Source organism: Pseudomonas sp. HLS-6 (genome assembly GCF_002753995.1).
In the GTDB taxonomy this organism is placed as follows: Bacteria; Pseudomonadota; Gammaproteobacteria; order Pseudomonadales; family Pseudomonadaceae; genus Aquipseudomonas; species Aquipseudomonas defluvii.
Genome location: NZ_CP024478.1, coordinates 4719850 through 4736471 on the forward strand (window position 1 = coordinate 4719850; position 16622 = coordinate 4736471).

The 16622-nt window shown below is 60.3% G+C and carries 14 protein-coding genes; 9 read left to right on the top strand and 5 right to left on the bottom strand.

Annotated features, from left to right (window positions below; all coding sequences use genetic code 11):
- Positions 1–82: 82 nt before the first annotated feature.
- Both CS390_RS22295 and CS390_RS22300 read right to left on the bottom strand, forming a co-directional pair.
- Entirely contained in the window at positions 83–712 is a 630-nt protein-coding gene (locus tag CS390_RS22295) for a response regulator transcription factor (protein WP_065759023.1), read from the bottom strand.
- Between the two features lie 15 nt (positions 713–727).
- Positions 728–3118 (bottom strand): PAS domain S-box protein, encoded by a 2391-nt coding sequence (locus CS390_RS22300; protein WP_065759024.1) that lies wholly within the window; start codon positions 3116–3118, stop codon positions 728–730.
- Positions 3119–3212: 94 nt separating this feature from the next.
- On the opposite strand from CS390_RS22300, the gene CS390_RS22305 reads away from it, so the two are divergent.
- Complete coding sequence (locus tag CS390_RS22305; protein ID WP_099775980.1) at positions 3213–4214, top strand: alpha/beta hydrolase family protein; 1002 nt, start codon at positions 3213–3215, stop codon at positions 4212–4214.
- Here CS390_RS22305 and CS390_RS22310 read toward each other — a convergent pair.
- From CS390_RS22310 to CS390_RS22320, 3 genes are read right to left on the bottom strand one after another with little or no spacing between them, the layout of a single operon-like run.
- Entirely contained in the window at positions 4211–4975 is a 765-nt protein-coding gene (locus CS390_RS22310; protein WP_099775982.1) for a TerB family tellurite resistance protein, read from the bottom strand. The two genes, CS390_RS22305 and CS390_RS22310, sit on opposite strands and share 4 nt — an antisense overlap.
- A gap of 1 nt (position 4976) precedes the next feature.
- Positions 4977–5651, bottom strand: coding sequence for an N-acetylmuramate alpha-1-phosphate uridylyltransferase MurU (murU, locus tag CS390_RS22315; RefSeq protein ID WP_065759027.1), 675 nt, complete (start codon positions 5649–5651; stop codon positions 4977–4979).
- Positions 5648–6673, bottom strand: a complete 1026-nt coding sequence (locus tag CS390_RS22320) for an aminoglycoside phosphotransferase family protein (protein ID WP_099775984.1) — start codon at positions 6671–6673, stop codon at positions 5648–5650. Before CS390_RS22320 ends, murU begins: the two co-directional genes overlap by 4 nt.
- A gap of 130 nt (positions 6674–6803) precedes the next feature.
- Between CS390_RS22320 and CS390_RS22325 the strand changes: the two genes are divergently transcribed.
- The 8 genes from CS390_RS22325 to CS390_RS22360 all read left to right on the top strand — a co-directional run bounded on the left by CS390_RS22325 (position 6804) and on the right by CS390_RS22360 (position 16569).
- Entirely contained in the window at positions 6804–9581 is a 2778-nt protein-coding gene (locus tag CS390_RS22325; RefSeq protein ID WP_099775986.1) for an LPS-assembly protein LptD, read from the top strand.
- On the top strand, positions 9562–10878 hold the full coding sequence (gene surA, locus CS390_RS22330; protein ID WP_065759030.1) for a peptidylprolyl isomerase SurA: 1317 nt from the start codon (positions 9562–9564) through the stop codon (positions 10876–10878). The genes CS390_RS22325 and surA overlap by 20 nt, the downstream gene beginning before the upstream one ends.
- Positions 10875–11864, top strand: coding sequence for a 4-hydroxythreonine-4-phosphate dehydrogenase PdxA (pdxA, locus tag CS390_RS22335; RefSeq protein WP_065759031.1), 990 nt, complete (start codon positions 10875–10877; stop codon positions 11862–11864). The genes surA and pdxA overlap by 4 nt, the downstream gene beginning before the upstream one ends.
- A complete protein-coding gene (rsmA, locus tag CS390_RS22340) occupies positions 11861–12667 on the top strand; it encodes a 16S rRNA (adenine(1518)-N(6)/adenine(1519)-N(6))-dimethyltransferase RsmA (protein ID WP_099775988.1) in 807 nt (268 codons plus the stop codon). The genes pdxA and rsmA overlap by 4 nt, the downstream gene beginning before the upstream one ends.
- A 101-nt stretch (positions 12668–12768) precedes the next feature.
- Positions 12769–13149, top strand: a complete 381-nt coding sequence (apaG, locus tag CS390_RS22345; protein ID WP_099775990.1) for a Co2+/Mg2+ efflux protein ApaG — start codon at positions 12769–12771, stop codon at positions 13147–13149.
- Positions 13149–14024, top strand: a complete 876-nt coding sequence (locus CS390_RS22350; protein ID WP_099775992.1) for a symmetrical bis(5'-nucleosyl)-tetraphosphatase — start codon at positions 13149–13151, stop codon at positions 14022–14024. The genes apaG and CS390_RS22350 overlap by 1 nt, the downstream gene beginning before the upstream one ends.
- Positions 14025–14034: 10 nt before the next feature.
- Complete coding sequence (gene glpE / locus CS390_RS22355; protein ID WP_065759035.1) at positions 14035–14364, top strand: thiosulfate sulfurtransferase GlpE; 330 nt, start codon at positions 14035–14037, stop codon at positions 14362–14364.
- 282 nt (positions 14365–14646) lie between these two features.
- Positions 14647–16569 carry a PrkA family serine protein kinase gene (locus CS390_RS22360; protein ID WP_065759036.1) on the top strand — a complete coding sequence of 641 codons (1923 nt, stop codon included), beginning with the start codon at positions 14647–14649 and terminating at the stop codon, positions 16567–16569.
- Positions 16570–16622 lie beyond the last annotated feature (53 nt).

Here is a 16622-nt window from a genome sequence, read left to right on the forward strand (position 1 = left end):
AGCCCCCCAACCAATGCCACCCCCGGCAGGACAGCGTGGGAAGGGCCCGATGGGCCGACGCAGGGTGTCGCATTCAGAACAGTCAGAGCAGCTTGTGCTCCATGGCGTACTTCACCAGCTCAGCCAGCGAGTTGACGTTGAGCTTCTGCATCAGCCGCGCCTTGTGCGTGCTGATGGTCTTGTTGCTCAGGGCCAGTTGCTGGGCAATGTCGTTGACATTGGCACCTTGGGCCAGACGCTCGAAGACCGAAAACTCACGTTCGGATAGCAGCGAGTGCAGGGGGCGAGCGTCCGTCAGGCCTACCTCAAAGACCATTCGGTCTGCCAGATCCGGATCAATGTAACGCCCCCCTGAAGACACCCGGCGAATCGCCGTCAGCAACAAGGCAGGGTCACTGTCCTTGGTTGCATAGCCGGCGGCGCCAATCTTAAGCGCCCGTGCAGCCATCTGTGCTTCGTCATGCATCGACAGCACCAGGATCGACGGCGGGTTGTTCAGCGCCCGGATACGCGGGATCGCCTCAAGACCATTGACGCCTGGCATCGAGATGTCCAGTAACACCACTTCGCACTCGGTATGACGCAAGGTATCGAGTAGCTGCTCGCCATTGGCGGCCTCGCCCACCACCTGCATGTCCTTGGCCAGGCCGATCAATTGTTTGATGCCTTCGCGCACAATGGTGTGGTCTTCAGCAACCAGTACTCGTATCACGGCCCTGCTCCTGTGTTAATCCAAGGGAATCCGCACGCTCAGGCTGGTGCCCTCGCCCGGTTCACTGTTGAGTGTCATGGTGCCGCCCAGCATCAGCACCCGCTCGCGCATACCAACCAGCCCGAAGGAACTCGGGCGACTATCGTGCATGGCGAAACCAATACCGTCATCACTGATGGTCAGGCATAGCTGCTGCTCATCTTCGGTCAGGCTTATCTCTACAGTATGCGCCTGGGCGTGGCGCATCACATTGGTCAACGCCTCCTGCAAGATACGGAACAACCCTATGGCCTTGGCATCGCTCAAAGGCGGCAGGTTTTCCGGCACCTCCACCAGGCAAGGAATCTGCGTACGCGCCTCAAAGCGACGCGCCTGCCATTCGATTGCCGATGCGATCCCGGCGTCGAGGATCGGCGGGCGCAATGCCGTCGCTACATCGCGCACCAGTTGAAAGAGCTGGGCAATCAGGCGTTTCATGCTCGCCAAGCGTTCATTCAAGCCGGGGTCGAGGTCGGCATAAGCAAGCTCGCACATCGATGTCTCCAGTTTCAGTACGGTGAGCATTTGGCCCAGTTCGTCATGCACCTCGCGGGCGATGCGGGCCTTCTCTTCCTCCCGGACGCTTTCCAGGTGCGCCGACAGCTCACGCAATTGCTCCTGCGAGCGCGCCAACTCCAGTTCGATCACCTTGCTCTGGGTGATGTCCCACACGATGCCGTCCCAGACCACACGCCCATCGCCCAGTGCCCGCGCGGTGGCCTTGATGTCGGCCCAGCGTATGTCGCCCTGACGCGTAACGATTCGCCCCTGCCAGGCCCAGTCACTGTCAGTCTCAAGTGCTCGGTCCTGGACCTGATGATAATGGGCACGGTCATCCGGATGAACCAGGCTGCGCAAGCCCATATGCGGGCGCTGGATTTCAGCCGGCGTATAGCCAACGAGTGCCTCACTGCCCTCACTGATGTAGGGGAACTCCAAGAGACCAACAGGCGGATCCCGCTCCAGGCGAAACACCAGGCCCGGGACGTTGGCGGCAATCCCCTTGAGCCGTGCCTCGCTTTCCTGTTGCGCCGCCAATGCACGGCGACGCTCGGTGACATCGGTCAGGAACACCACCAGGTACTCGGCATCACGAAAACGCAGGAAGCTCAGCGAAACATCCACCGGCAACAGTCGGCCATCAGCGCGCAGGCATTCGGTTTCAAAGCGTTGCGCCGCTTCGTCACAGGAACGCGCACGCTTCCACAGCGTCAACCAGCGATCCATGTGCAGATTGGGCTCGAAGTCGATCAATGGGCGTTCCACCACCTGCCCCGGCGCATAACCGAGCATCGCTTCAGCCGCGCGGTTGGCATAACGTACATGGCTGTCCCAGTTGACCCACAGAATGCCGACGGTACTTTGATCAATCGAAAACTGGCTCAAACGCAGCGCCTGTTCTCGCGCCAAACGCTGGGCAATATTGTCGCGCGCGGCGAGCAGGCTATGTTCCAGCGCATGCTGTTGACGCCGCTGCCAGAGCACGATGGCCATGGCGCTCAGCAGCAACGCCAGCAGCAGCAGGCTCAGGTTTTGCCAGAAACCCGGCGACTCGCTCAGGCGCGGGTACTTGGGCTGCAGCCAACGGTTGTGCAGTTTCTCGAGGTCTTTGGGCGGAATCGCCTGCAGCCCCCGCTCAAGTATTTCCGCCAACTGCGGCCAGTCACGTCGCGAGCCGATACGCAGCAACTGCGGCAAGCCAATATCACCGACCACCGCCAGCTCGCTGAATTCGTTCTCGCGAGACAGACGGCTGAGCTGGGCTTCATCCACCACCGCGTAGCGTGCCTGTTCAGTGAGCAACAGCTGTAAAGCCTGGCGCTCCAGTGGTACACCTTGCACATTCAAATTGGGATAGGTGCTGCGCAAATAATCGGCCACCGCACTAGGCATGCGCACAGCCACGCGGTCCGTACTGCTGAGCTTTTCCAGATCCACCGCTACGGCACCATTACGCGGGCCGACAATCAACTGCGGCACACGCATGTACGGGTCGCTGAACAACCATAAGCGCAAGCCCGCTGGCGTTTGGGTCAAGCCGGGGGCCATATCGATTTCGCCGCCCACCAGCGCGTGCTCAAGCGCCGACTGGTCAGGATAGTTACGCCATGTCAGGTCCAGCCCCAAGCGCTTGCCAAGCCAGTTCATCAACTCGACATTAACCCCCGAAAGCTGCTGAAGCCTGCGGTCGAACTGAGCATAAGGGGCTTGCAGTACCAAACCCACACGCAGGCTGCGATGTTCGTCCAGCCACTGCTGTTGAGCCGGATCCAGCTGCAGCGGCGGCGTTGTCGATGCCGGTGCGGCCCACACGATAAAGGGCAGACAAAAACAGCCGATAAACCACAAGCAGCGCAAACGCTTCATCTTGAATCTCGTCATAGAACGGACGGCCTCAGAGCATGGCCGTCCCGGACAAATACCTTTAGGCTGCCGGTAATAATCTGGCCTGGATAGATCCATGTTCCCACTGAATCGCACAACGCTTCCTGCGTTATGCCTGTCCTTGATACTACCTTGTACCCTACACGCCGCAGATGGCGAAACGCCAGAGCCGGCGAAAGAGGCACAGCCCGCGCCTGTGCAGCGCCAAGCCCTGAATGAACGCAGCCAGGACGATGCCTTGGCACTTGAGCGCCAAGCCCCAAAAGAAGAACAACAAACCCTGCAAGCCGGCAGCGAGAGCTTTCTGGCCCTCTGGAAGCCCGCCAATAGCGGCGACCCGGAAGGAGCATTGATCATTCTTGCGGGTGTCGGCGAAACCGCAGACTGGCCAAAGGCTGTTGGCCCACTACGGCGCAAATTTCCGGATGCCGGTTGGCACAGCCTTAGCCTGAGCCTGCCCGACCTGCTGGCTGACAGCCCGAAACCCCGGGCCGAACCACCGGCCAAGCCCGCAGAGCCCAGCGCAGAAGGCCAGCAGGCACCGGCCAAAGACACACCTGCCGACGCCAATGCCAGCGTTGAACAAGCCACGGCCGCCGAAGGCGAAAGTGCCGATAACAGCGAACCGGCACAAACGCCGGAAGCTCAAAGCAACGCCGATGCCGAACGGATTTTTGCTCGCCTGGATGCGGCCGTCGCTTACGCGCAGCAACAGAATTCCCGTAGCGTTGTACTGCTCGGACATGGCACGGGGGCCTACTGGGCTGCTCGCTACCTGAATGAACGCCAACCGGCGCAGGTACAAAAACTTGTGATGGTCGAAGCACAAACACCGGCCACTGCGGACCAGAACCTGACGGCCCTGGCACCGGGGCTGAAGCTGCCGACGGCCGATTTCTACTACAACCAGCCACGAGCCCGAAAGGCGGCCGAGCAGCGACTACAAGCCAGCAAACGGCTAAAAGGCAGCAACTACCACCAAGTGGTCCTCACTGCCATGCCCGGTAACCGCAACGCCGAACAGGAAAACCTGTTTCGCCGGGTCCGTGGCTGGTTGAGCCCCAGCCAGGACAACTAAAATCCCTGCCGCGTGCGGATGACCGAGTAAGCCTGATGCAGATCACGGGTGTACTCGGTCGCCTCCCGCACACGCTCAGGGCTCGCGCCACTACCCACTAATTTGTCGGGGTGGTGACGGCTCAACAAGCGCCGATAAGCACGCTTGATCTGCTCAGGCGCTGCGCCCACCTCGACACCCAGCAACTTCAGCGCATCCGGATACGCCAGGGTGGCACTGCCCAGCGCGGCTTTCTGAGGTTCATAGTCCTGCGTCAAGGCCTTCACCTTGGCGGCTGACCAGCCCAACGCCTGCCCCCATTGCACAATCAACTCACGTTCATGAGGGCTCGCCCGGCCATCGGCCCAGACCATCCGCAGACACGCACGCAAAACCCCTTCGGCAGCATGCGGTTGCTGTTTGAGGCGACGCAGATAGCGCCCGAGCCGCTCCCGTCCGTTCTTGCCCCGGTTGAACGCCGCAATCGCCCGGCGCCGCGCCGGATCGCTCATTTCCAGGCGCTGCATTTCCTGCCGTGCCTGCTGAATGTGCCCCTCCACCACTCGGCCGTCACTCTTGGCCAACCGCCCCAACAGCAGGAACAACACCTCATCGTCACGCAACACGGGGCGACCACCCAAGCGCTCACGCACGTGCGCCCAGCTATGCAACTGCAGACGGCGGTCCATCGCCTGACCAAGTAACGCCCCCAGCAAGGCCCCAGGAATGCTGGCAATGGCGAAACCCGCCCCAGCACCAATCACTGTGCTCGGCCACAACATCTCAGCGGCGCTCGCCAGTCATGATGCGTTCGACATCGGCAAGACGCTCAAGCGTGCCCACATCCACCCAATGGCCAGCGAAGTGCTCGCCGCTCACCTGCCCCGTTGTCATCGCCTGGCGCAACAGCGGCGCCAGTTTGAAGGCGCCTGGCTGGCAGTCGGCAAAAAGTGCCGGATCAAGCACGGCAATACCGCTGTAGGTCAGGGTGTCAGCCCCCGCCTCGGCGTCGAGCACCCGGCCATCGACCAAACGAAAATCACCCTTGCCGTGATGCCCGGGGTTATCCACCAGCACCAAATGCGCCAAACCCGCCAAGGGCTGACGCAAGCGGGAGAAGTCAAACTCGGTCCAGATATCGCCGTTAACCAGCGCAAACGGCGCATCACCCAGTAGTGGCAACGCCTTGTAGATACCCCCGCCGGTTTCCAGTGGTTCACCTTCCGCCGAGTACTGAATGCTAAGCCCCCACTGCGCACCGTCACCCAGGTAGTCTTCAATCTGCTGGCCAAGCCAGGCGTGATTGATCACGACATCCTTGAACCCGGCGGCAGCCAGTGCCTTCAGGTGATACTCGATCAACGGCACCCCCGCCACTGGCACCAAGGGCTTTGGGGTATGCAGCGTCAGCGGCCGCATGCGCTCGCCTTTTCCCGCAGCCAGGATCATTGCCTTCATGACCGCACTCCGGCTGCCTGCTGCAACTGCGTGATCAACTCACCGAGTTCAGCAAGCTCCGGACGACGGGCAACCACTGCATCTATATAAGCAAAGAAACGCGGCACATCACCCAGGTAGCGTGGTTTGCCATCGCGGTGGCAGATCCGCGCGAAAATGCCGATCACCTTCAGGTGGCGCTGCACGCCCATCAGGTCACTGGCACGGTGGAAACTGTCAAAGTCGCCTTGCACAGGGATGCCCCGGGCTTGCGCACGCTGCCAGTAATCACGCAACCAACCGGCTACGCGGGCCTCTGGCCAGCTCAGAAACGCATCTTTGAACAGGCAGGTGATGTCATAGGTGACCGGGCCATACACGGCATCCTGAAAATCCAGCACGCCCGGGTTCGGGGTACTGAGCATCAGGTTGCGCGGCATATAGTCGCGGTGCACCAGTACCTTAGGCTGATCCAGCGCACTGTCGATCAATAGACCGCTCACACGCTGCCAGGCCGCGTGTTGCGCCTCGCTGAAGGCAAGCCCCAGTTCCCGCCCCACGTACCACTCAGGGAACAACTCCAGTTCGCGGCGCAGCAGCGCGACGTCATAGCTGGGCAATGGCGCCGTCATGGGTAACCGCTGGAACGCTAACAGTGCGTCAACCGCATCATTGAACAAGGTGTCGGCATTGTCGACATCAATGACATCCAGGTAAGTCTGCTTGCCCATATCACTGAGCAGCAGAAAGCCACGCTGCAGATCCTGCGCATAAATGTTCGGGACATGGATGCCGGCACTGGCCAGCAAATGATCGATATCCACGAAGGGCTTGCAGTTTTCCTGGGGCGGCGGTGCGTCCATGACGATAAAACTGCGGCCATTGGCTTCCCAGCGAAAGTAGCGGCGGAAGCTGGCATCGCTGCTGGCGGCAGTCAGGCTGCCTTGCGGCACCTCGCCCCAGCCCTGGGCCTGGAACAGATTTGCCAGTTGTTCATCGAGCCAGACATTCAAGTGTTGCAGGCGTACATCGTGATCGGGCATTACAAGGGTCTCCGACGGCCCTAGCCGTCAAGCGGGTCATGCTTTATTATCCAGCATCTTTTTCAGACCATCGAGAGGCGTGCGGCCCCACACGCGGGCAGATGGCACGCAGGAAGCCCGGACTAATAAGATGGCATTGAAATCCCCCGCGTTTCGTAAAAAATTCCCGTTGCTGGTTACCGGCGGCTTGCTGGCCATGCAACCTCTGGCGACGTCGTATGTGGTCGCCGCAGAACAGTTCGACTGTCAAGTGTCTGCTGCCGGCGGTTGGGACTGCAAGCCCAAGACCACTACTGCCAACTTGCCTCCACGTCCTGTGCACCCAGGCGCCGCCGTCAGCTCGACCGACGAAACCTCGGCACCCGCTGCCGAAGCGGCTGAAGAGCCGGGCAAAGGCCCGATGCTCGTCACTGAAAGCAAAGGCCGTGTACTGAAATCGCGTAGCGCCGATTACAGCCATCTTGACTGGGTACCCCGTGACAAGCTGACCCCTGCACAACTGGCCGAGACCGGCCCGTATTGTGGTGGCGCCTATGTCGAGCCAACCCGCCCCGGCATGAACGACAGCACCCCGAAAGACGAAGCACCGACCTTCATTGGTGCCAAGGTTTCGCGCTATCAGCAGGAGCAGCAGATCGCTCAGCTCGCCGGTGACGTGGTGATGCGCCAGGGCAGCATGCAGGTCGAGGCCGATGAAGCCAACCTGTACCAGGCTGAAAACCGTGGTGAACTCAAAGGCAACGTGAAGATTCGCGACAACGGCTCGCTGGTGGTTGGCGATCACGCCGATATTCAGCTCGACACGGGCGAAGCCAAGGTCGACAACGCCGAATACGTGATGCACAAGTCGCACATCCGCGGTAACGCCCTGTATGCCAAGCGCGCCGAAAACGCCATCATCCGGCTGAAAGACGGTACCTACACCACCTGTGAGCCGAACAGCAACGCCTGGCAGCTCAAGGGCAACAACATCACGCTGAACCCGGCCACCGGTTTCGGCACCGCGACCAACGTCACCCTGCGGGTCAAGGATTTCCCGGTGTTCTATACACCGTACATCTACTTCCCGATCGACGACCGTCGCCAATCCGGCTTCCTGCCACCGTCGTTCAGCACCAGCAGCGACAGCGGCTTCACGCTGGTCACCCCGTACTACTTCAACCTGGCGCCGAACTACGATGCCACGTTGTACCCGCGCTACATGGCCAAGCGCGGCCTGTTGATGGAAGGCGAGTTCCGCTACCTGACCGAGTCCAGCGAAGGCCAATTCGGCGGCGCCTGGTTGAACGACAAGGAAGACGAACGCAAGCTGCAGTCCGACTACAAGGACCAGCGCTGGATGATCAACTGGCAGCACAAAGGCGGCCTTGACTCGCGCCTGATGACTGAAGTCGACTACACCGACATCAGCGATCCGTACTACTTCCAGGATCTGGAAACCGACCAGATTGGCGTTGAAAGCCGCGACTACGTGAACCAGCAGGGTGCACTCACCTACCGTGCCGAGGATTACACGGCGCGGTTGAACGTGCAGGCCTACGAGCTGGCGACGATCACCCGGATCACGCCGTACGACAGGTTGCCGCAAATCACCTTCAACGGGAAGCTGCCATACCATCCAGGCGGGTTGGACCTTTCCTACAAGACCGAGTTCGCACGCTTTGAGCGCGACCTGCGCACAGGCAACTTCATTGATGAAAATGGAAACTCCGACCCTTGGTATGACACTCGCGTTTCGGGCCTGGCACGTGCCAATGGTGACCGAATCAACCTGGCGCCACGAATCAGCCTGCCACTGGAAACAGGTTATGGTTTCCTGAAGCCATCGCTGACCTACGTCTACACCGACTACAGTCTGGACTTGGATCAACAAGGGAAGAACACGCTGGCCGATGGCGAGACCTTCAAAAGCTCGCAGAACCGTGGCGTCCCGATCTTCAGCGTGGATAGCGGCCTGTACTTCGACCGCAATACCCAATGGTTCGGCAAAAACTACCGCCAGACCCTGGAACCGCGACTGTTCTACCTGTATGTACCTTACAAAGATCAGACTGATATCCCAGTCTTTGACACTAGCGAAGGCACCTTCAACTATTCTTCACTCTTCCGTGAAAACCGCTTCAGTGGCTCCGACCGCATCGGCGACGAGAACAAGCTGTCGCTTGGCGTGACCAACCGCTGGATTGAAGATAACGGTTTCGAGCGGCAACGCTTCAGCATTGGCCAGGCCTTGTACTTCAAGGACCGCAAAGTCCAGTTGCCGCGTATTGACTGGCGTGATCGCGAAGATGCCCAAGCGAACGTTTCGCCCTACGCCCTGGAATACCAGTACCGCTTCAACCGTGACTGGCGCCTGAACTCCGACTTCAACTGGGATCCGGACAGCCGCAGCACCCGTTCGGGCAGTGCGATGTTCCACTACCAGCCTGAAGACAACGTCAACAAAGTGGTCAACCTCGGCTACCGCTACCGTAACGATACCGTCCGCTATGACCAGACCACTGGTAAATGGCAGGTGGGCGGCGGCGACTATGGCACACCGGGCAGCCCGAACTACGTCAAGGACTACTACAAGATCCAGCAGCATGACTTCTCTGTCATCTGGCCGGTTGTTCCCCAGTGGAATGCCATCGCTCGCTGGCAGCATGACTACAACCGCAACCGTACCCTGGAAGCCTTCGGTGGTTTCGAGTACGACAACTGCTGCTGGAAACTGCGTCTGATCAACCGCTACTGGATCGACTACGACGAGTTCAGCCAGGACGCACCAAGCAACGAAAAAGGCGACCACGGCATCTTCCTGCAGATCGTACTCAAAGGTCTCGGTGGCGTAGTGGGCAACAAGGTCGAGACGTTCCTCGACGAAGGCATTCAAGGTTATCGTACACGTGAAGACCAAGCTTATTGATTGTCTGCGCCCGCTGATGCTGGGCGCTGTATTGCTGAGTTCCGCAGTGCATGCCGCGGTACAGGAACTGGACCGCGTGGTGGCCATCGTCGATAACGACGTGGTCATGCAAAGCCAGCTGGACCAACGTGTGCACGAGGTGCAGCAAACCATCGCCAAGCGCGGTTCTGGCGTTCCGCCAGCCAGCGCCCTGGAGCCGCAGGTACTGGAACGCCTGATCGTCGAGAACCTGCAATTGCAGATCGGCGACCGTTCCGGCATCCGCATCACCGATGAAGAGCTGAACCAGGCCATTGGCACCATTGCCCAGCGCAATGGCATGAGCATCGATCAGTTCCGCGCAGCCCTGGCCCGCGACGGCCTCTCCTATGAGGACGCCCGCGAGCAGGTTCGCCGCGAGATGATCATCAGCCGCGTGCGTCAACGCCGTGTAGCCGAGCGCATTCAAGTGTCGGAGCAGGAAGTGAAGAACTTCCTCGCCTCCGACCTGGGCAAGATGCAACTCTCTGAAGAGTTCCGCCTGGCGAACATCCTGATCCCGACCCCGGAAAGCGCCAACTCGGCTGCAATCCAGGCTGCTGCCAAGCAAGCCGGCGAGGTGTACCAGCAGCTCAAGCAGGGTGCCGACTTCGGCCAACTGGCTATCGCCCGCTCCGCCAGCGAAACGGCACTGGAAGGTGGTGAGATGGGCTGGCGCAAAGCCGCTCAACTGCCGCCACCGTTCGACCGCCTGCTGAGTTCCCTGTCGGTCGGTGATGTTACCGAGCCAGTGCGTACGCCAGGGGGCTTCATCATCCTCAAGCTGCTGGACAAGCGTGGTGGCCAAACCCAGGTTCGTGACGAAGTCCATGTTCGTCACATCCTGATCAAGCCAAGCGAGATCCGCAGCGAAGCCGCAACCAAGCAGTTGGTGGAAAAGCTCTACGACCGGATCAAGGCCGGGGAAGACTTCGCTGAACTGGCCAAGAGCTTCTCGGAAGACCCAGGCTCGGCGCTCAATGGTGGCGACCTGAACTGGATCGACCCGAACGCGCTGGTGCCGGAGTTCCGCGAAGTCATGGCAAGCAGCCAGCAAGGTGTAGTGTCCAAGCCCTTCAAGACCCAATACGGCTGGCACGTACTTGAAGTGCTGGGTCGCCGCGCCACCGACAGCACGACTCAAGCCCGCGAACAACAAGCGTTGACCGTACTGCGCAACCGCAAGTACGACGAGGAGCTGCAGACCTGGCTGCGTCAGATTCGTGACGAAGCCTACGTTGAAATCAAGCTCCCCGGCGCGGCCCAGGCCGCCCAGTGAAACGCCAACGTTTCGCCCTGACACCCGGCGAGCCGGCCGGCATAGGTCCAGACCTGTGCCTGCTGCTCGCTGCACACGCCCAGCCTTACCCTCTGATCGCCATTACCAACCGTGACCTGCTCGCCGAGCGGGCCGCGCAGTTGGGCGTGGCCGTCACACTGCTGCCCGTGTCTGCCGATGCGTTCCCGGATACACCTGCCGACGCAGGCAGCCTGTATGTCTGGGATACACCGCTGCAAACCGCTGTGGTGCCTGGGCAACTGGATAAAGCCAACGCCGCCTTCGTGCTGGAAACCCTCACCCGTGCGGGCCAAGGCTGCCTGGATGGCCATTTCGCGGGCATGATCACCGCGCCGGTGCACAAAGGCGTGATCAACGAGAGCGGTATCGCCTTCTCCGGCCACACCGAGTTTCTTGCTGACCTCACCCACACCCAGCAGGTGGTAATGATGCTGGCGACACGCGGCCTGCGTGTTGCGCTGGTGACCACTCACCTGCCCTTGCGCGACGTGGCCGACGCCATCACCGAGGAGCGGCTGGAGCGCGTCACGCGTATCCTGCATGCCGACCTGGTGAACAAGTTTGGCATCGCCAACCCGCGCATCCTGGTCTGCGGCCTCAACCCGCATGCCGGTGAAGGCGGCCATCTGGGCCGCGAAGAAATCGACATTATCGAACCGACATTGGCGCGCCTGCGCAGCGAAGGCATGGACCTGCGCGGCCCACTGCCCGCCGATACCCTGTTTACCCCCAAATATCTGGAGCACTGCGATGCAGTGCTGGCGATGTACCACGACCAAGGCCTGCCCGTACTCAAGTACAAAGGGTTTGGCGCTGCAGTGAACGTGACCCTGGGCCTGCCGATCATCCGCACTTCGGTTGATCATGGCACCGCCCTGGACCTTGCCGGAACCGGCAAGATCGACACCGGCAGCCTGCAGGTCGCCCTGGAAACCGCCTATCAGATGGCCGAGACCCGTTTATGAGTGAGCAATACCAACACCGGGCGCGCAAGCGCTTCGGCCAGAACTTCCTGCATGACGCAGGCGTTATCGACCGTATCCTGCGTGCCATTCACGCTCGCCCAGGCGAGCGCATGCTGGAAATCGGCCCCGGCCAGGGTGCACTGACCGCAGGCCTGCTGGGCAGTGGCGCAGAGCTGGACGTGGTGGAACTGGACAAGGACCTGATCCCGATCCTCAACCACCAGTTCGCGGGCCGTGACAACTTTCGCCTGCACCAGGGCGACGCCCTGAAGTTCGACTTCACCAGCCTGGGGGCCGCCCCACACAGCCTGCGTGTCGTCGGCAACCTGCCGTACAACATCTCCACCCCGCTGATTTTCCACCTGCTGGATAACGCCGGGCTGATCCGTGACATGCACTTCATGCTGCAGAAGGAAGTGGTCGAGCGCCTAGCCGCAGGGCCTGGTGGTGGCGACTGGGGACGTCTGTCGATCATGGTTCAGTACCATTGCAAGGTCGAGCACCTGTTCAACGTCGGGCCTGGCGCCTTCAACCCGCCTCCCAAGGTTGATTCAGCCATCGTCCGCCTGGTGCCTCACGAAACCCTGCCGCACCCAGCCAAAGACCACCGGCTGCTTGAGCGCATTGTTCGTGAAGCCTTCAACCAGCGCCGCAAGACCTTGCGCAACACCCTCAAGGCGCTGCTCAGCAGCGAGGCGATCGAGGCGGCCAATGTCGATGGCAGCCTGCGTCCGGAGCAACTCGATCTCGCCGCCTTTGTCCGCCTGGCCGACAAACTGGCCGAGCAGAGCGGCGCCGAATAAGCCTCCCGCCGGTCAACCGTGCATTCACGGCTGGCCGGCCGCCCCGCCTTTGGCCTAGACTGAAGCAATTGCAGCATTCGCGTTTGCTTAAGGCCCTTTGCATGTCTGATCCTCGCTACCAGATCGACGTCAGCGTCGTCACCCGATTCCTTCCCGAGCAGTCCCAACCCGACAACGACCGTTATGCCTTCGCCTACACCATCACGGTGCAGAACAACGGCCAGTTGCCCGCCAAGCTGATGTCCCGGCATTGGCTGATCACCAACGGCGATGGCGAAGTCGAAGAAGTACGCGGTGCTGGCGTGGTTGGCCAGCAACCGCTGATCGAGCCCGGAGCCAGCCATACCTACAGCAGCGGCGCGGTCATCAGCACGCGTGTTGGCACCATGCAAGGCACCTACCAGATGTTTGCCGAAGACGGCAAACGCTTCGATGCGATCATCGCGCCATTCCGGCTTGCAGTGCCTGGGGCCCTACACTGATGGCGGTTTATGCCGTCGGCGACCTGCAAGGCTGCCTGCAACCCCTCAAATGCCTGCTGAAGCGCGTGGCGTTCAACCCTGCCGTCGATACGCTGTGGCTGGTCGGCGACCTGGTCAACCGTGGCCCGGAATCGCTGGAAACCCTGCGCTTCCTCTACGGCATGCGTGACTCACTGGTGTGCGTACTGGGCAACCATGACCTGCACCTGCTGGCGGCCGGGCACAATATCGAGCGTTTGAAAAAGAGTGACACCCTGCGCGAGATCATCGAAGCCCCAGACGCCAAAGACTTGCTCGACTGGCTACGCCAGCAAAAGCTGCTGCACTACGACGAGCAACGCGAAATCGCCCTGGTGCATGCTGGCATCCCGCCGCAGTGGAGCCTGAACAAGGCTCGGCGCCTGGCCGCGGAAGTCGAGGAAGTGCTGCGTGATGACACCCGTCTAAAGCCCTATCTGGACGGCATGTACGGCAATGAACCGAACAAGTGGGACAAGAGCCTCCACGGGGTGACGCGCTTGCGGGTTATCACCAACTACTTCACCCGCATGCGCTTCTGCACCAGCGACGGCAAGCTCGACCTCAAGGGCAAGGAAGGGGTCGATACCGCCCCGCCTGGCTATGCGCCCTGGTTCAGTCACAAGGAGCGACGCACCCACGGCCTGAAGATCATCTTCGGTCATTGGGCTGCGCTTGAAGGCCGGTGTGACGTACCCGGCCTGTACGCACTGGACACCGGCTGTGTCTGGGGCGGGTCCATGACCCTGATGAACGTCGACACCGGTGAGCGCTTCGAGTGCGAATGCAGCAGCGAAGGCAGTCTGCGCCCACAACCCTCAATGCCTGCAGCCTCTCAGATGGCTGATCACTCCTGAAGGAACCCCCATGAGCGAATTCAAACGCATCCCTCCCGAGCAAGCCCAAGCGCTGCGTGAGCAAGGTGCGGTCGTGGTCGACATTCGCGATCCACAGACCTACGCCGCCAGCCACATCACAGGTGCTCACCACCTGGATAACCAGTCGGTTGCCGACTTCATCCGCAATGCCGACCTCGATGCCCCGCTGGTGGTGGTCTGCTACCACGGTAATTCCAGCCAAAGCGCAGCGGCCTATCTGGTCAGCCAGGGCTTTTCCGACGTCTACAGCCTTGATGGCGGTTTCGAACTGTGGCGTAGCGTCTACCCCGAGCAAACCGCTCAAGGCGACGCCGAATAATTTTTTTCACGGTCCTCCAGCCCACGTCCCCTGTGGGCTGGCGCCAGATCTGACGAACGGTCGTGGCGAACTTATCACGCAACCACCCTTGACCTCCCCGATTCCGAACTATTCTTAGGCTCAGGCCATCCAAAAAGGGGAGAGCCGGTACACCGGCGTGCGGGTCATCGGTAGCGATTTTACAGGTGTTCTGGGGGGTATGAAGCAATCGGGCATCCGGTTGTTTGCCAGCATCAGCTGACTGATCCGGCGTCGGCTCCACGTATCGAGCGAGGTGACGTCATGAGTATTTTTAGCCACTTCCAACAACGTTTCGAGTCCACCCGTCAGGAAGAACTTTCGCTGCAAGAGTATCTAGAGCTCTGCAAGAAAGATCGCAGTGCCTATGCTTCGGCGGCCGAACGCCTGCTGATGGCTATTGGCGAACCAGAGCTGATCGACACTTCGCACAACTCGAGGCTGTCGCGGATTTTCTCCAACAAGGTCATACGGCGCTACCCGGCCTTTGAAGACTTCCACGGCATGGAAGAATGCATCGACCAGATCGTTTCCTACTTCCGCCACGCCGCTCAGGGCCTGGAAGAGAAGAAGCAGATTCTCTACCTGCTCGGTCCGGTCGGCGGCGGTAAATCGTCACTGGCAGAAAAGCTGAAGCAGTTGATGGAGAAAGTGCCCTTCTACGCCATCAAGGGCTCGCCCGTTTTCGAGTCTCCGCTGGGGCTGTTCAATGCCGCGGAAGACGGCAGCATCCTTGAGGAAGAGTACGGCATTCCACGGCGCTACCTGAATACCATCATGTCGCCATGGGCCACCAAACGCCTGTCCGAGTTCGGCGGCGACATCAGCAAGTTCAAGGTGGTCAAACTCTACCCCTCGATCCTCAACCAGATCGCGGTAGCCAAGACCGAGCCAGGCGATGAGAACAACCAGGACATCTCTGCACTGGTCGGTAAAGTCGATATCCGCAAGCTGGAGGAGTACCCACAGAACGACGCTGACGCCTACAGCTACTCGGGGGCATTGTGCCGGGCCAACCAGGGCCTGATGGAATTCGTCGAGATGTTCAAGGCGCCGATCAAGGTCCTGCACCCGTTGCTTACCGCAACCCAGGAAGGTAACTACAACAGTACCGAAGGCCTGGGCGCGATCCCCTACTCCGGGATCCTGTTGGCCCACTCCAACGAATCGGAATGGCACAGCTTCCGCAACAACAAGAACAACGAGGCGTTCATCGACCGGATCTACATCGTCAAGGTGCCGTACTGCCTGCGCGTCAGCGATGAGATCAAGATCTACGACAAACTCCTGTTCAACAGCTCCCTGGCCAAGGCCCATTGCGCGCCCGACACCCTGAAGATGCTTGCCCAGTTCACCGTATTGTCGCGCCTCAAGGAGCCAGAGAACTCCAACATCTACTCGAAGATGCGCGTCTATGACGGCGAAAACCTCAAGGACACCGATCCAAAGGCCAAGTCGATCCAGGAATACCGCGACGCGGCCGGGGTCGATGAAGGCATGAACGGCCTTTCAACCCGTTTTGCCTTCAAGATCTTGTCCAAGGTCTTCAACTTCGACCCGCACGAAATCGCCGCCAACCCGGTACACCTGCTGTATGTGCTGGAGCAGCAGATCGAACAGGAACAGTTCCCGGCTGAGGTGCGCGAGCGTTACCTGCGCTACCTGAAAGAGTACCTGGCGCCCCGCTACATCGAGTTCATCGGCAAGGAAATCCAGACCGCTTACCTGGAGTCCTACAGCGAGTACGGTCAAAACATCTTCGACCGCTACGTGCTCTACGCCGACTTCTGGATTCAGGACCAGGAGTACCGCGATCCGGAAACCGGCGAGATCCTCAACCGCATTGCCCTCAACGAGGAGCTGGAGAAGATCGAAAAACCGGCCGGTATCAGCAATCCGAAGGATTTCCGCAACGAGATCGTGAACTTCGTGCTGCGCGCCCGGGCCAACAACAACGGCAAGAACCCGACCTGGCTCAGCTACGAGAAGCTGCGTGTGGTCATCGAGAAGAAAATGTTCTCCAACACCGAGGACCTGCTGCCTGTCATCAGCTTCAACGCCAAAGCCAGCAAAGAGGATCAACAAAAGCACAACGACTTCGTCACACGGATGGTGGAACGCGGTTACACCGACAAGCAAGTCCGGCTGCTCTCCGAGTGGTACCTGCGGGTCAGAAAGTCACAATAACCCGCAACCGGAGCACCGGTTGTCGTTAGCCCAGAGCCTGTGTCAGCAATATC

Coding starts and splice junctions, on each gene's coding strand:
- CS390_RS22300 (WP_065759024.1), bottom strand. CDS start 3,118: ATGAAGCGTTTGCGCTGCTTGTGGTTTATCGGCTGTTTTTGTCTGCCC.
- CS390_RS22305 (WP_099775980.1), top strand. CDS start 3,213: ATGTTCCCACTGAATCGCACAACGCTTCCTGCGTTATGCCTGTCCTTG.
- CS390_RS22310 (WP_099775982.1), bottom strand. CDS start 4,975: ATGTTGTGGCCGAGCACAGTGATTGGTGCTGGGGCGGGTTTCGCCATT.
- murU (WP_065759027.1), bottom strand. CDS start 5,651: ATGAAGGCAATGATCCTGGCTGCGGGAAAAGGCGAGCGCATGCGGCCG.
- CS390_RS22320 (WP_099775984.1), bottom strand. CDS start 6,673: ATGCCCGATCACGATGTACGCCTGCAACACTTGAATGTCTGGCTCGAT.
- CS390_RS22325 (WP_099775986.1), top strand. CDS start 6,804: ATGGCATTGAAATCCCCCGCGTTTCGTAAAAAATTCCCGTTGCTGGTT.
- rsmA (WP_099775988.1), top strand. CDS start 11,861: ATGAGTGAGCAATACCAACACCGGGCGCGCAAGCGCTTCGGCCAGAAC.
- apaG (WP_099775990.1), top strand. CDS start 12,769: ATGTCTGATCCTCGCTACCAGATCGACGTCAGCGTCGTCACCCGATTC.
- CS390_RS22350 (WP_099775992.1), top strand. CDS start 13,149: ATGGCGGTTTATGCCGTCGGCGACCTGCAAGGCTGCCTGCAACCCCTC.
- glpE (WP_065759035.1), top strand. CDS start 14,035: ATGAGCGAATTCAAACGCATCCCTCCCGAGCAAGCCCAAGCGCTGCGT.
- CS390_RS22360 (WP_065759036.1), top strand. CDS start 14,647: ATGAGTATTTTTAGCCACTTCCAACAACGTTTCGAGTCCACCCGTCAG.